Origin of the sequence: Comamonas sp. GCA5 (assembly GCF_036541385.1) — a bacterium.
In the GTDB taxonomy this organism is placed as follows: domain Bacteria; phylum Pseudomonadota; class Gammaproteobacteria; order Burkholderiales; family Burkholderiaceae_C; genus Comamonas; species Comamonas aquatica.
Window position 1 is genome coordinate 20,994 of the sequence record NZ_JAZHFR010000014.1, and the last position, 14,493, is coordinate 35,486.

The window sequence follows — 14,493 nt, forward strand, 5'->3', positions numbered from 1 at the left end:
TCAGACGCGCTCGATGATGCCGGCCGCGCCCTGGCCGGTGCCCACGCACATGGTCACCATGCCGTACTTCAGGTTGTGGCGGCGCAGCGCGTGCACCACGGTCGCGGCGCGGATGGCACCGGTGGCCCCCAGCGGGTGGCCCAGGGCGATGGCACCACCCATGGGGTTGACCTTGGCGGGGTCCAGGCCCAGGGTGTTGATCACCGCCAGCGACTGGGCGGCAAAGGCCTCGTTCAGCTCGAACCAGCCGATGTCCTGGTGGTGGATGCCGGCGTAGCGCAGGGCTGCGGGAATGGCTTCGATGGGGCCGATGCCCATGATTTCCGGCGGCACACCGCGGGCGGCAAAGCTGACAAAGCGGGCCAGCGGGGTCAGGCCGAACTGCTTGACCGCCTTTTCGCTGGCCAGGATCAGCGCGCCGGCGCCGTCGCTGGTCTGCGAGCTGTTGCCGGCCGTCACGCTGCCACGCGCGGCAAACACCGGGCGCAGCTTGCCCAGGGCTTCGAGCGTGGTGTCGGGGCGCGGGCCTTCGTCCAGGTGCACGGTGCGGGTCCGGGTGCCAACTTCGCCGGTGGCCAGGTTGGGGAAACGGTCGACGATCTCGATGGGCGTGATTTCATCGGTGAACTCGCCCGCCTGCTGGGCTTTGACGGCACGCAGGTGCGACTCCAGCGCGAAGGCGTCTTGCTGCTCGCGGCTCACCTTCCACTGCTGGGCCACCTTCTCGGCCGTCAGCCCCATGCCGTAGGCGATGCCCACGTTCTCGTCACGGGCGAACACCTCGGGGTTGAACGAGGGCTTGTTGCCGCCCATGGGCACCATGCTCATGGACTCGGCGCCCCCGGCGATCAGCACATCGGCCTCGCCCACGCGGATGCGGTCGGCCGCCATCTGGATGGCGGTGATGCCCGAGGCGCAGAAACGGTTCACCGTCACGCCGCCGATGGGATGGTCGAACGCCAGACCCACGGCGATGCGCGCCATGTTCATGCCCTGCTCGCCCTCGGGGAAGGAGCAGCCGATGATGGCGTCCTCGATGGCCTTGGGGTCCAGCGTGGGCACCTGGGCCATGGCGGCACGGATGCTGGCCACCAGCAGATCGTCGGGGCGGGTGTTCTTGAAATAGCCCCGGCCCGAGCGGCCGATGGGCGTGCGCGTGGCGGCAACGATGTAGGCGTCTTGTACTTGCTTCATGACCAAATTCCTTGGTTGTCTCTTCGCTCTTTAACCTGTGTGTGGGGCCTACCTCGCTGCGCGGCGCATGTCAGAGCCAGCGAGCAAGGGCCGCCCCGCAGCGTGGCTGGCGTTCCCCTTCCCGCGAAGCGAGAGAAGGGGGAAGGCGCGCAGCGACGCAGGGGGATGCATCAATTCCGAACCGGCTTGCCGGTGTTGAGCATGCCCAGGATGCGTTCGTGCGTCTTGGGCTGGCCGATCAGGTGGCAGAACACCTTGCGCTCCAGCTTGAGCAGGTATTCCTCGTTCACCAGCGAGCCGGCATCCACCTCGCCACCGCAGACCACTTCCGCGATCATGGCGGCGATCTTGAAGTCGTAGGCGCTGATGAAGCCGCCGTCGCGCATGTTCACCAACTGGGCCTTGATGGTGGCCAGGCCGCTGCGGCCCGCCACGGGGAAGGGGCGCTGCAGCGGGGGGCGCCAGCCACCGGCGGCCATGCTGCGGGCCTCGTTGATGGCGGTGAACAGCACCTCGTCCTTGTGCGGCACGATCAGGTCGCTGTCCAGCAGGTAGCCCAGCTTGCGCGACTCGATGGCGCTGGTGCCCACCTTGGCCATGGCGGCCGCGGTGAAACCTTCGGTCAGGAAGGGCAGCACGTCCTTGCCGGTGGAGCTGGCCATGTTCTCGGCCGCACGGCGGGCGATGTAGGTCAGGCCGCCGGCGCCGGGAACCAGGCCCACGCCCACTTCCACCAGGCCGATGTAGCTTTCCATGTGGGCCACGCGGCGCGCGCTGTAGACAGCCAGCTCGCAACCACCACCCAGCGCCATGCCGTGGATGGCTGCCACCACCGGCACCTGCGCATAGCGAATGCGCAGCATCAGGTTCTGCAGTTCGCTTTCGATGCTGTCGATGGCATCGGCACCGCCGACCACAAAGGCCGGCATGGTGGCTTCCAGGTCGGCGCCCACGCTGAACGGCGCATCGCCGGACCAGATCACCATGCCCTGGAAGTCGCTTTCGGCCGTGTCCACGGCCTCCATCAGGCCTTCCATGACTTCGGGGCTGATGGCGTGCATCTTGTTCTTGATGCTGGCGATCAGGATCTCGCCATCCAGCGTCCAGGTGCGCAGCGCCTTGGATTCGAACACCGTGGTGCCGGCCGTCTTCCAGTCGGGCAGGTTGTCCTCGCCCAGCAGTTTTTCAGGGAAAAGCTGTCTTTCGTAGACGGGCAGGACGCGGCGCGCTACAAATTTTTGCAGCGCCGGGCTCCACGAACCCTGGGCCGTGTGCACGCCACCGGCCTCGGCCACGGGGCCTTCGAACACCCACTTCGGCAGGGGCGCCTGGCACAGCGCCTTGCCGGCGTCGATGTCCTCCTGGATCATCTTGGCCACCTCCAGCCAGCCGGCTTCTTGCCACAGCTCGAACGGGCCCTGTTTCATGCCAAAGCCCCAGCGCATGGCCTGGTCCACGTCGCGCGCGGACTCGGCAATCGTGGCCAGGTGCAGGGCGGCGTAATGGAAGCTGTTGCGCAGGATGGCCCACAGGAACTGGCCGGGTGCGCCTTCGGCATTGCGCAGCAGGCGCAGGCGTTCGGCCGCAGGCTTCTTGAGCATGCGCGCATACACCTCGTCGGCCTTGCCGCCGGCGGGCACGTAGTCCTCGCTGTCCAGCTCGAACTGCAGGATGTCGCGGCCCACCTTCTTGAAGAAGCCGGCCTTGGTCTTTTGACCCAGGCGGCCCAGCTCGATCAGCTTGGCCAGCACGGGCGGCGTACCGAAGCTGCCGTAGAAGGGGTCGGTCTCCAGGCTCAGGTTGTCCTGCAGCGTCTTGATGACGTGGGCCATGGTGTCCAGGCCCACCACGTCGGCGGTGCGGAAGGTGCCGCTGGAGGCCCGGCCCAGCTTCTTGCCGGTCAAGTCGTCCACCACGTCGTAGGTCAGGCCGAAGTTCTCGACCTCCTTCATGGTCGACAGCATGCCGGCGATGCCGATGCGGTTGGCGATGAAGTTGGGCGTGTCCTTGGCGCGCACCACGCCCTTGCCCAGGCCGCTGGTGACAAAGGCTTCCAGCTGGTCCAGCACCTGGGGTTCGGTGGTGGGGGTGGCAATCAGCTCCACCAACGGCATGTAGCGCGGTGGGTTGAAGAAGTGGATGCCGCAAAAACGCGGCTGGATGGCTTCGGGCAGCGCCTCGGACAGCTTGGTGATGCTCAGGCCCGAGGTGTTGGATGCCACCAGCGCGTGCTTGGCCACAAACGGCGCAATCTTGGTGTACAGGTCCAGCTTCCAGTCCATGCGCTCGGCAATCGCCTCGATCACCAGGTCGCACTGCTTGAGCAGCTTCAGGTGCTCTTCGTAATTGGCGGCCTGGATCAGGTCGGCATCCTCGGCCACGCCGATCGGCGAGGGCTTGAGCTTTTTCAGGTTGGCGATGGCACGCTCGGCAATGCCGCTCTTGGGGCCTTCCTTGGCGGGCAGGTCAAACAGGATGACCGGCACCTTCACGTTGACCAGATGGGCGGCAATCTGCGCGCCCATCACGCCGGCACCCAGCACGGCGACTTTCTTCACATTGAATCGGGACATGGGATGGTTTCCATGGAATGCTGCCCAGACGCCCGCATGGCGCCCCACCAGGATGGCGCCATACGGGCAGGGTCAGCAAGGTTGTTCGTTACTGCACACGCACCCAGGTCTGGGTACGGCCAAAGGGACCGATGGAGCCACGCACTTCCAGCTTGCTGCCGCCCTCCACCGGCGTCAGGCGCAGGGTGTAGGTCTTGCCGTTCTCGGGGTCGAGGATCTTGCCGCCCTCCCAGACGGTCTTGCCCTCGGCCTGCTTGGCGCCGCGGATGATCTCCAGCCCCACGATGGGCTTGTCCTTGCGGTCGTCCGTGCACTTGTCGCACACGGCCTGGGGATCGGCCCCCTCGCGCAGGACGCGCTCGACCTGGCCGGTCAGCACCCCACCGTGGTCGCTGATGCGCACCTGCGATTTGGGTGCGCCGGTCTTGTCGTCCAGGCTCTTCCACACCCCCACGGGGGTCATCTGTGCCATCGCGGGGGCACCAAGCACTACGAAAAACAGAGCTGCCAACGCTTGCTTCATAAGAATCTCCGTCTCAAAGGCTTCTACATTCAGGGAAATGCGTGCGCTAGCCGCTACTTAAGCAAGAGCAGCATCCGAGTCCATCAGCACCTTGCTGCCCGCACGGGCGGTGCGCATCAGGGTGGCGGTCTCGGGGAACAGTTTGGCAAAGTAGAAGCGCGCCACCTGCAGCTTGGCGGTATAGAACGGATCGGTGCTGCCGGCGGCGATGGCGCGCAGCGACACCTGGGCCATGCGGGCAAACAGATAGCCGAACACCAGGTGGCCGGCCACGCGCAGGTAGTCGACGGATGCCGCGCCCACTTCGTCGGGGTTCTGCATGCCCTTGAAGCCGATCTCGGTGGTGAACTTGGTCATCTGGTCGCCCAGCATGGCGATGGGGTTGATGAATTCGGCCATCTTTTCGTTGACGCCTTCTTCTTCCACCAGCTGCGCCACCAGCTTGCCGAACTTCTTCAGCGTGGCGCCCTGGTTGCCCAGCACCTTGCGGCCCAGCAGGTCCAGCGCCTGCACGCCGTTCGTGCCCTCATAGATCATGTTGATGCGGTTGTCGCGCACGAACTGCTCCATGCCCCATTCCTTGATGAAGCCATGGCCGCCAAACACCTGCTGGCTTTGCGTGGTGGCGATCCAGCCGTTGTCGGTCAGGAAGGCCTTGACGATGGGGGTCAGCAGCGCCACCAAATCGGCGCTGTCGCTGCGCACTTTCTCATCGGGGTGGTTCAGTTCCTTGTCGATCAGCAGCGCGCAGAAGGTCGACAGCGCGCGGCCACCTTCGGCATAGGCCTTGGCCGTCAGCAGCATGCGGCGCACATCGGGGTGGACGATGATGGGGTCGGCGGGCTTGTCCTTGGCCTTGGTGCCGGACAGGCTGCGCATCTGCAGGCGGTCCTTGGCATAGGCCAACGCGTTCTGGAACGCCACTTCGGTCAGGCCCAGGGACTGGTTGCCCACGCCCAGGCGGGCGGCATTCATCATCACGAACATGGCCTGCAGGCCCTTGTGGGGCTGGCCCACCAGCTCGCCCACGGCGTCTTCCATCACGATCTGGGCGGTGGCGTTGGACTTGATGCCCATCTTGTGCTCCAGCCCACCGCAGTAGATGCCGTTGCGCGCCCCCAGGCTGCCGTCAGCATTCACCAGGTACTTGGGCACCACAAACAGGCTGATGCCCTTGGAGCCGGCCGGTGCGTCCGGCAGGCGTGCCAGCACCAGGTGGACGATGTTGTCGGTGAAGTCGTGCTCCCCGGCGGAGATGAAGATCTTGTTACCGGTGATCTTGTAGGTGCCGTCAGCCTGGGGCTCGGCCTTGGTACGCAGCAGGCCCAGGTCGGTGCCGCAGTGGGGCTCGGTCAGGCACATGGTGCCGGTCCACTCGCCGCTGGTCAGCTTGGGCAGGTACTTGGCCTTCAATGCCGGGGCACCATGGGCGTGCAGGGCTTCATAGGCGCCATGCGACAGACCGGGGTACATGGTCCAGGCCTGGTTGGCGCTGTTGAGCATTTCGTACAGCGCCGAGTTCACCACGAACGGCAGGCCCTGGCCGCCATACTCGGGGTCGCACGACAGCGCGGGCCAGCCGCCCTCGACGAACTGCTGGTAGGCCTCCTTGTAGCCCTTGGGGGTGGTGACCTCGTGCGTGGTCTTGTCCAGCTGGCAGCCCTCTTCGTCGCCGCTGATGTTCAGCGGGAAGGTGACGTTGGCGGCGAACTTGCCGGCCTCTTCCAGCACGGCATTGATGGTGTCGGCATCCACCTCGGCATGCTTGGGCAGGGCCTTGAATTCTTCTTCGATCTTGAACACTTCATGCATCAGAAATTGCATGTCGCGCAGAGGCGGGGTGTAGCTGGGCATGGTTGTCTCCTGTAAATCAGCAATCAAGGGGGTGGGAGGCGGTCTCAGTTCTTTGCTGAGGCCGGGGCGCCATAGCGCCACAGGATGTTGTCGAAACCGGTCAGGGCACGCTGCATGGCGCCCGGGCTGCGCAGGAAGCGCGCTTCGTAGTGCAACACCAGGATCAGGGCATGGATCTCGGACAGGATCTGGTTCTCGTCGGCATCGGGCCGCAGGTCGTCCAGTTCCTTGCACTGGTTGATGGTGCGGCGCATGGCGGCGTGCCAGATGCTGACCGACTCCACCAGCGCGTTGCGCACGGGGCCGATGTTGTCGTGGAACTCGATCGCGCCGCTGATGTAGATGCAGCCAGAGTCCAGCTCGATGGTGGTGCGCTTCATCCAGTGGTCGAACAGGGCGCGCAGACGGGGCAGCCCGCGCTCGGCCTGCAGCGCGGGGTAGAACACCTCCTGCTCGAAGCGGTGGTGGTACTCGCGGATCACGGAAATCTGCAGCTCTTCGCGGGAACCGAAATGGGCAAACACACCGGATTTGCTCATCTGCGTGGCTTCGGCCAGGCCACCGATCGACAGGCTTTCCAGCCCGTTGTGCATGGCCAGTTGCAGGGCCACATCCACGATGTGGGCCTTGGTCTGCAGGCCTTTGGGAGAAATGCGGTGCCCGGCTGCCGCGCGCGCGGTTTACGATCGGCGGTCGGGCTGCTGGGGACGGCGGGGAAAATGTGTGGGGTCGAGGGCATGCATCACCAATAAAAACGAACGTTCGTTCTTTTTTGGATCGTAAAAACTTCCTCGGACTTTGAGCATAGGTGCAAACCCTTGCGCCCCCGATTTAGTCATGCCTCCCCGACCGTGCATAAAAAAGGGCGACTGTGCAGTCGCCCTGGTTTTTGGTGGTCGTGTGGCCCGCTCAGATCAGCATGGCCAGGCTGGCATCCAGGTGCTCGGTGGGCTGGCGGCGGAAGCCCGTGCGCACATAGCGCTGCAGGCGCCCCTGCACGAAGGACATCAGCACACTGGCGGCCACCTGGGCATCCACCGTCGGGGTGCTGGAGCCCAGCGCGCCAGCCGCCGGGCGCAGACACTGGCGCAGCGTGGATTCGATGCGGTCAAAGAACTGGTTCATGCGTGCCTGCAGGCGGTCGTGTTCCAGCAGCAGGGCGTCGCCCACCAGCACGCGCACCATGCCGGGATTGCGCTCGGCAAACTGCAGCAACAGGGCCACGATGCGGGCCGCACGGCGGGCGCCGTCCTCGGGGGTGCACTCCAGGGGCTCGCCTTCACGGCCTGCGACTTGCTGCACCAGGCCGAACACGGTTTGCTCGATGAAGTCGATCAGCCCCTCGAACATCTGCGCCTTGCTGGCGAAATGGCGGTACAGGGCCGCTTCGCTGACGGAGAGGTTGGCGGCCAGGGCCGCCGTGGTGATGCGATCGCTGCCGGGCTTCTCCAGCATGGAGGCCAGTGCCTGAAGAATCTGCTCGCGGCGCTCGCCCGGTTTGGGGCGTTTACGCGTGCGGGGCTACTCCTCCAATGTGGCGTTAGCAACGACAGTCTCGGCTGTTTTGGTCGGAGGGGTCAGAACTTCAGATACGGACATAAGGCAGACAAATCAACAGGTAAATCGATTCATTCTCTCACAGACATATGCAGAAGTAACCGTTTGTCCGGCCAACAAAATCCGCCGCCGTCACTCGCCAAACATCAGGGTCACCCGCATGCCACGGCCCAGGGCACCGGGGGCGAACTGCAGGTGCGCACCATGGCCCTGGGCAATTTCCTGGGCAATCGCCAGGCCCAATCCCGTGCCTTCCACCGTGGTGCCAGGCCCTCGGTAAAAGCGGTGCGTAAGGCGTGCGTACTCACCCACGGGCACGCCGGGGCCATCGTCCTCCACCTCCACATACACCCGGATCTGTCGCTGCGGCGACAGCCTGCGGCCGCAGCGCAAGGTGACCCGCCCGCCCTGCGGGGTGTACTTGATGGCGTTGTCCAGCACATTCGCGATCAACTCGCGCAACAGCCATTCGTGGCCGGTGACATGCGCCGCCTCGGCCTCCAGCCCCAGGTCCAGCTGCTTGGCCAGGGCGTCATCCAGGAAGGACTCCAGCACGGTCTCGCACAGGTTCTTGATGTCCACGCGCTGCGTGCCCGCCGCCTGCCCCAATGAACTTTCGACCCGCGACAAGGCCAGCAACTGGTTGGCCACCTGCGTGGTGCGGCGCGAGGCCTGGCGCAGGCGTTCGACCTGGGTCACGGAAAGGTGGATGCTCTTGTCCGGGGCCGACTGCGCCATCAGCGCCCAGGCTTCGACCTGCGACTGCAATGCGGCCAGCGGCGTGCGCAACTGGTGCGCCGCATCGGCGATGAAGCGCTGCTGGGCATCGCTTTCCTCGTTCGCACGCGCGAACAGGCGGTTCAGCGCCTCGGCCATGACCTGCACGTCCGCCGGTGTGTGCGGGGCAATCGGGATGGGCCGCAGGTCCTTGGGCGAGCGGGCCTGCACCGTCTGCGCCAGCAGCACCCAGGGCATCAGGGCCTTGCGCGCTGCCATGTGGGCCATCACGCCCAGCAACAGCAGCATCAGCAAGGCCGGCAGGACCGCCAGCCCGATCTCGGCCAGATCGGGCGACTGCTCCGGCGACCGGGCAATCTGCGCCGCCACGCTGTAGCCCAGCCACACGGCCGCCAGCACCAGCCCCAGCACCGGCAACAACATGGGCAGAAGCAATGCCAACAAACGCTTGTGGACCGGCAAAGACATGGTCTTCTCAAAAAAGTGAGCGCGTTGCGCAGCGATGCTGCGCACTTCTCACTACAAACTATCGGTATTGCTGAATGTAGCTGCGCAGCAAGCTATCAAAAATCAAGCAGCTTCGGTTTACTGCGTCTGCACATCCAGCCGGTAGCCAAAGCCGCGGATGGAGCGCAACGCCACCCCGTAGGGCTCCAGCTTGGCACGCAGGCGCGAGACATAGACCTCGACCGCATTCGGTGTGATCTCCTTGTCCCAGCCGGTCAAGGCCTGCAGCAGCTTGTCCTTGCTGGCCGGCTTGGGCGCATGGATCAGCAGGTACTCCAGCACCGTCCATTCGCGCGGTCCCAGGTCGATGGAATGCAGCTCCCCCTCGCCGTCGAGCCCGCCCAGCCGGGCCCCGGCACTGCGCGCCGCCGTGTCCAGCACCAGCGGCCCAAAGCTCAGCACGGCGGAGTTCGCCGCCTGCGAGCGGCGCAACAAGGCGCGCAGCCGCGCCAGCAGCTCGGGCAGCTCATAGGGCTTGACCATGTAGTCGTCCGCTCCCAGGTCCAGGCCGCGCACCCGGTCGTGCAAGGCATCGCGCGCCGTCAGCATCAGCACCGGCATGCCAGTGCAGGCCATGCCTTTGGCACGCATGCGGTGCAGCAACTCCAGCCCATCCATGCCAGGCAGTCCGATGTCCAGGATGGCGATATCGAACGACTCGTGCTCCAGCACGTCCATCGCACGCTCGGCGCTGCTGACCCAATCCACCGCATAGCCCGCATCGGTCAGGCCCAGCTTGATCCCGCTGGCCACCATCAAATCGTCTTCCACCAACAACAACCGCATCAGATGTCCCCTTTGTGTGCGCTTCTTGGTCTGCAGAGCGCTCCATGGCTTGCGGTGGAGCGACGCCTCGCCCCCGCTCCACCGGTCTATGCTGAAATATTAGAAGCTTTTCCGAGCCCCCCTCGGCATGCGCTCCCTCCGTTCGCCCATAAAAAAACGCCGAGACTGTCAACAATCTCGGCGTTGGGGTGTCGCGCGGTCAGTGGCTGCGGATCATGGTGCCATAGGCTTGGTCCGTCAGGATCTCCAGCAGCATGGCATGCGGCACACGGCCGTCGATGATGTGCACGGCGTTCACGCCCGCCTTGGCGGCATCCAGCGCACCGCTGATCTTGGGCAGCATGCCGCCCGAGATGGTGCCGTCGGCAAACAGCCCGTCGATCTCACGTGCGGTCAGATCGGTCAGCAGGTTGCCGCCCTTGTCCAGCACACCGGGGGTGTTGGTCAGCAGCACCAGCTTTTCGGCCTGCAGCACCGTCGCCAGCTTGCTGGCCACCACGTCGGCATTGATGTTGTAGCTCTCGTTCTCTTCGCCAAATCCGATGGGGCTGATCACGGGAATGAAGGCATCGTCCTGTAGCGCGCGCACCACGCTGGGGTCGATCGCCACGATATCGCCCACCTGCCCCACATCGTGCTCGATCGAAGGGTCTTTGTTGTCGAGCATCTTCAGCTTCTTGGCACGGATCAGACCCCCGTCACGCCCGGTTAGGCCCACGGCCTTGCCACCCGCCTGGTGGATCAGACCCACGATGTCCTGCTGCACCTCGCCGGCCAGCACCCACTCCACCACTTCCATGGTCTCCGCGTCGGTCACGCGCATGCCCTGGATGAACTCGCCCTTCTTGCCCAATCGGTTCAATGCGGTCTCAATCTGCGGCCCCCCGCCATGCACCACCACCGGGTTGATCCCCACCAACTTCAAGAGCACCACGTCTTCCGCAAAGTCCGCCTGCAGCGCAGGATCGGTCATGGCGTTGCCGCCATACTTGATGACCATGGTCTTGCCATGGAACTTGCGGATGTAGGGCAGCGCCTGGGCGAGGATTTCGGCTTTGTCGCGGGGGGCGATGTGGGTGATGGTGGTCATGAATTCAATCCCTCAGTCACATGGGACAATAGGTAGCAAAATAAAGCCCTGCATTGTGCCGCAACTAGATTGCAACAGACAGGGCGCCAGCGCATCTCAAGGTATTGGACCCATACAAGCTCTTCGCTTGAAGCCCCATGCAGCCACACCATTACATTCCCCTGGAGCTATTGCGCTTTGACGCTTTGGTCGCAGGCTTGGCATCTTTTCTCACCTGTATCCTTCTGGTGCTGACCAAGTCATGGCACGGCAGCCTGTCAATGGACAGCACCACGGGCGTGCAAAAGTTTCACACCCACCCCACGCCACGCATCGGCGGCATTGCCCTGGCCATCGGCGTGCTGGCGGGGTATGCCGCATCCAGTCCAGAAGCCATCGCCGCAGAAAAACGCGCCATCCTCAGCGCCATTCTGATGGCCGGAATGCCCGCCTTCATCTTCGGCCTACTGGAAGATGTCACCAAAAAGGTCTCGGTCAAAACCCGACTGTTGGCCACCATGGCATCCGGCGTGCTGGGCTGGGGCATCACCGGCGTCTCACTCACCCGTGTCGATATCCCGGGCGTGGACTGGTTACTTGGATTCACCTTCATCTCCGTCATATTCACCGCATTTGCAGTCGGTGGCGTGGCGAATGCCATCAATATCATTGATGGATTCAACGGATTGACGGCGGGCGTCGCCCTGCTCATGCTGGCCGCTTTTGGCCTGATCGCACGACAAGTGGGCGATATACCGCTGGCCTTCACCTGTCTGATTATTGCAGGCGCAGTATTAGGATTTTTTCTGGTGAACTGGCCCTTCGGAAAAATATTTCTAGGCGATGGTGGAGCATATTTTCTAGGCTTCACCCTTGCCTGGATTGCAATTTTGCTGCCAGAGCGCAACCCCCAGGTTTCGCCTTGGGCCAGCTTGCTGGTGTGCTCTTATCCGATTATTGAAGTGTTGTTCAGCATTTATCGCCGCAAATTTTTGAGCGACAAGTGCGATGCCACACAACCCGATGCCCAGCACCTGCACAACCTGGCCAACAAACGCTGGACAAAGAAGCTATTCCCCAATGCTTCAAAGACGACCCAGAACGGAATGACATCGCCATTTTTGTGGTTGTATGCCGCCCTACCCTGCACCGCCGCCGTATTTTTTTACCCGAAAACCTTGGAATGCATGCTGACAATATTGGCAAGCTCTTTGATTTATCTATTCGTGTACAACAAACTGTCACTCCTGAAGTGGAGTTCTAGCAAATGAACGCCATTCAACTCCCAAAAATAGCCGTTCTACTGGCAGCCTACAATGGCGAAAAATATATAGAACAACAAATCGCCAGCATTCTTTCTCAAGAGTGTGTGCACGTAGATATATTTATCAGTCTTGATAAATCTACAGACAAAACGATTGACATACTCAAGGCCATTCAAAAAAAACATCACGACTGACAATATTTAGCCATGATATTTGCTTTGGTTCCGCTGGAAAAAATTTCTACCACCTGCTCGAAAATTTTAATGAGAAAAATTACGATTTTGTAGCACTGGCCGATCAGGATGATTTATGGCATGCGGAAAAATTAAATCGTGCTGCCACCATTTTAATGCAGCAGCAAGCAGATGGCTACTCCTCGGACATCACAGCATATTGGCCGCAAACACAAAATCGTGCATATATTAAAAAGTCACAACCACAAAGAAAATACGATTATCTTTTTGAATCTGCTGGCCCGGGCTGCACCTATGTACTAACATCAGAATTTTTTGAAGAAATTCAAAAATTCATCGTCCAGAAACGGAATGAAATCAACGCCATCGAAGCCCATGACTGGCTGATTTATGCTTATGCGAGAACACATCAAAAAAAATGGATCATCGATCACCAAAGCCATATGCTCTACACCCAGCATACTGCCAATGTCGTTGGCGCCAACAAAGGATTAACAGCAAAAATAAGAAGATTTCATAAAATTGCGAATGGTGAATGGATCACCCAAGTACAACGTATTTACAACGCCACCAAAAACGAAAAATCAGAATTTCTTAAAAACATTCTTAATCAAGAAAATATTGATTATTTTATATTAAGCAAGCACAGTCGAGAATTGAGAAGGAAGTATACCGAATCTTTGTTTTTAAAATTTCTTTTCTTTTATTTTTACTTATTCAAAAAATGAAAATCAAATCTGCCGATGTCAGCGTAATCATACCATTCTTTAACGACTGGGCAACCATCGACCGCTGCTTGGAATCGATCAACCAGCAAACCTTCCCAGTCAAACAAATCATTATTATTGATGATTGCAGTGAAGAACCGCTCTCCACCGCATATATCACAGCACATCACCGACACATAGCAAAAATCACCACAATTATAAAAAATAAAACCAACCAAGGAGCATCACACAGCAGAAACAAAGGCATCGCTGCAGCAACTTCAAGATATATAGCCTTTCTTGATGCAGATGACCAATGGCATCCTCAAAAAATCGAAATTCAGTATCGTGAAATGGAGTGTAAAAATTTAAAATTCAGCTATCACTCTTATTCAGCAAACAATAAAATGAATATTAACCCTCAAGAAATATCTCATAACCTCACAAAAAAAATCAACCCAATAAGATTTATTTTTGGCAATTTTATTTGCACCCCTACAGTCATGGTAGACCGAGAAACTTTTATCAACTTTGATGAACGCCTTCAAAGAATGGAGGATTATAAATGCTGGATAGAAAACAATCTAATCCATGATATTCACCATATAAAATCCACACTTTGTTTTGGATTCAAAAAGCCTATCGGAGACTCTGGACTCTCTGGCTCCATAAAAAAAATGCACAACGACTGCAAGAATGCTTTGAATATACTTTATAAAGAGAAAAAATATCATATGTATTTTATAAAATTTCTTCGCTTATCGAAGAAATTAAATACTTATTAAGAAATTTAAAACATTAAACAAATTACCCTTGGAATTAAATTGTATGATATTAATTTTTCTTGGGAAATTACTTAATAAGTAGAAAAAAATTTTTGTTATCACAACAACACCAAAAAATAAATACATTGATGGCCTTACTATTCTGTAAAACATCCTATCAAATAACTCAGAATTTCGTAATGTTTCCTTATCAACAAAGCATCCCAACCTTGCAAAGCATCGAATTTTTTCGGAAAATGCCGAATTTTCTTGCTTCATTCTATGTTTATCATACCAACCTAAATGCTTAGCCTCCAACCTTGAATTTGTCCGACAAGTATAATAAAAAGGTTTTGCTAAACTAGCATGTCCTATTGAGAATTTAAATTCTTTCCCTATAAAAAAATCATTCCTGTAGATTGCTAGCGTTGTGTCAACAGGAGCCACATAATTTCCAGAAATTTTTGAATTAGATTCAAATCTTTTTCTCTGCGCAACAATTACCTCTTTATTCCAAAAATCAATATCATCGACTTTTAGTGACATTCCTAGCTTTCCGATGCAAACGTTATTATCCATGATGTCAACCATCTGCCTCAACCAACAACCATGATGATCTATGGGTGGAACTAAAATATCTGCATCAGAAAAAATATAATATAGAGAATTTTTAGGCCAAAATTTACTCTTTAAAGCCAAATTAAACCCCAAAATCCAGTTATTTTTATTGGATTCAATTAATACTAAATTCATTTTTTTAAA

Annotated in this window: 13 protein-coding genes and 1 pseudogene; 4 read left to right on the forward strand and 10 right to left on the reverse strand. The window is 58.8% G+C overall.

What is annotated here, in order from left to right:
• From SJH88_RS05505 to argB, 9 genes and pseudogenes are all read right to left on the reverse strand, one after another.
• A complete protein-coding gene (locus SJH88_RS05505) occupies positions 1 to 1,194 on the reverse strand; it encodes an acetyl-CoA C-acyltransferase (protein WP_045266173.1) in 1,194 nt (397 codons plus the stop codon).
• Positions 1,195 to 1,364: 170 nt separating this feature from the next.
• Complete coding sequence (locus SJH88_RS05510; RefSeq protein WP_274753832.1) at positions 1,365 to 3,767, reverse strand: 3-hydroxyacyl-CoA dehydrogenase/enoyl-CoA hydratase family protein; 2,403 nt, start codon at positions 3,765 to 3,767, stop codon at positions 1,365 to 1,367.
• 88 nt (positions 3,768 to 3,855) lie between these two features.
• A complete protein-coding gene (locus SJH88_RS05515; protein ID WP_043383036.1) occupies positions 3,856 to 4,290 on the reverse strand; it encodes a DUF2147 domain-containing protein in 435 nt (144 codons plus the stop codon).
• A gap of 57 nt (positions 4,291 to 4,347) precedes the next feature.
• Positions 4,348 to 6,144: an acyl-CoA dehydrogenase C-terminal domain-containing protein gene (locus SJH88_RS05520; protein WP_043383039.1), complete on the reverse strand. Its 1,797-nt coding sequence runs from the start codon at positions 6,142 to 6,144 to the stop codon at positions 4,348 to 4,350.
• A gap of 44 nt (positions 6,145 to 6,188) precedes the next feature.
• Entirely contained in the window at positions 6,189 to 6,761 is a 573-nt protein-coding gene (locus SJH88_RS05525; protein ID WP_420921720.1) for a TetR/AcrR family transcriptional regulator, read from the reverse strand.
• A 292-nt stretch (positions 6,762 to 7,053) separates the two neighbouring features.
• Positions 7,054 to 7,656, reverse strand: a pseudogene (slmA, locus tag SJH88_RS05530) (nucleoid occlusion factor SlmA); the annotation flags it as partial.
• Positions 7,657 to 7,833: 177 nt separating this feature from the next.
• Positions 7,834 to 8,907, reverse strand: a complete 1,074-nt coding sequence (locus SJH88_RS05535) for an ATP-binding protein (protein WP_274753833.1) — start codon at positions 8,905 to 8,907, stop codon at positions 7,834 to 7,836.
• A 117-nt stretch (positions 8,908 to 9,024) separates the two neighbouring features.
• Entirely contained in the window at positions 9,025 to 9,732 is a 708-nt protein-coding gene (locus tag SJH88_RS05540; RefSeq protein ID WP_274753834.1) for a response regulator transcription factor, read from the reverse strand.
• A 199-nt stretch (positions 9,733 to 9,931) separates the two neighbouring features.
• On the reverse strand, positions 9,932 to 10,822 hold the full coding sequence (gene argB / locus SJH88_RS05545) for an acetylglutamate kinase (RefSeq protein WP_274753835.1): 891 nt from the start codon (positions 10,820 to 10,822) through the stop codon (positions 9,932 to 9,934).
• A 137-nt stretch (positions 10,823 to 10,959) separates the two neighbouring features.
• Here argB and SJH88_RS05550 point away from each other — a divergent pair, with 137 nt between their 5' ends.
• The 4 genes from SJH88_RS05550 (at position 10,960) to SJH88_RS05565 (ending at position 13,752) form a co-directional block, all read left to right on the forward strand.
• Positions 10,960 to 12,072, forward strand: a complete 1,113-nt coding sequence (locus SJH88_RS05550) for an MraY family glycosyltransferase (protein ID WP_274753836.1) — start codon at positions 10,960 to 10,962, stop codon at positions 12,070 to 12,072.
• Entirely contained in the window at positions 12,069 to 12,260 is a 192-nt protein-coding gene (locus tag SJH88_RS05555; RefSeq protein WP_274753837.1) for a glycosyltransferase, read from the forward strand. The genes SJH88_RS05550 and SJH88_RS05555 overlap by 4 nt, the downstream gene beginning before the upstream one ends.
• 155 nt (positions 12,261 to 12,415) lie before the next feature.
• Positions 12,416 to 12,988, forward strand: a complete 573-nt coding sequence (locus tag SJH88_RS05560) for a glycosyltransferase family protein (protein ID WP_274753838.1) — start codon at positions 12,416 to 12,418, stop codon at positions 12,986 to 12,988.
• Positions 12,985 to 13,752 carry a glycosyltransferase family 2 protein gene (locus SJH88_RS05565; RefSeq protein WP_274753839.1) on the forward strand — a complete coding sequence of 256 codons (768 nt, stop codon included), beginning with the start codon at positions 12,985 to 12,987 and terminating at the stop codon, positions 13,750 to 13,752. Before SJH88_RS05560 ends, SJH88_RS05565 begins: the two co-directional genes overlap by 4 nt.
• On the opposite strand, the gene SJH88_RS05570 is transcribed toward SJH88_RS05565, so the two are convergent.
• Positions 13,738 to 14,484 (reverse strand): hypothetical protein, encoded by a 747-nt coding sequence (locus tag SJH88_RS05570; protein WP_274753840.1) that lies wholly within the window; start codon positions 14,482 to 14,484, stop codon positions 13,738 to 13,740. The genes SJH88_RS05565 and SJH88_RS05570 overlap by 15 nt on opposite strands.
• Positions 14,485 to 14,493: the final 9 nt, after the last annotated feature.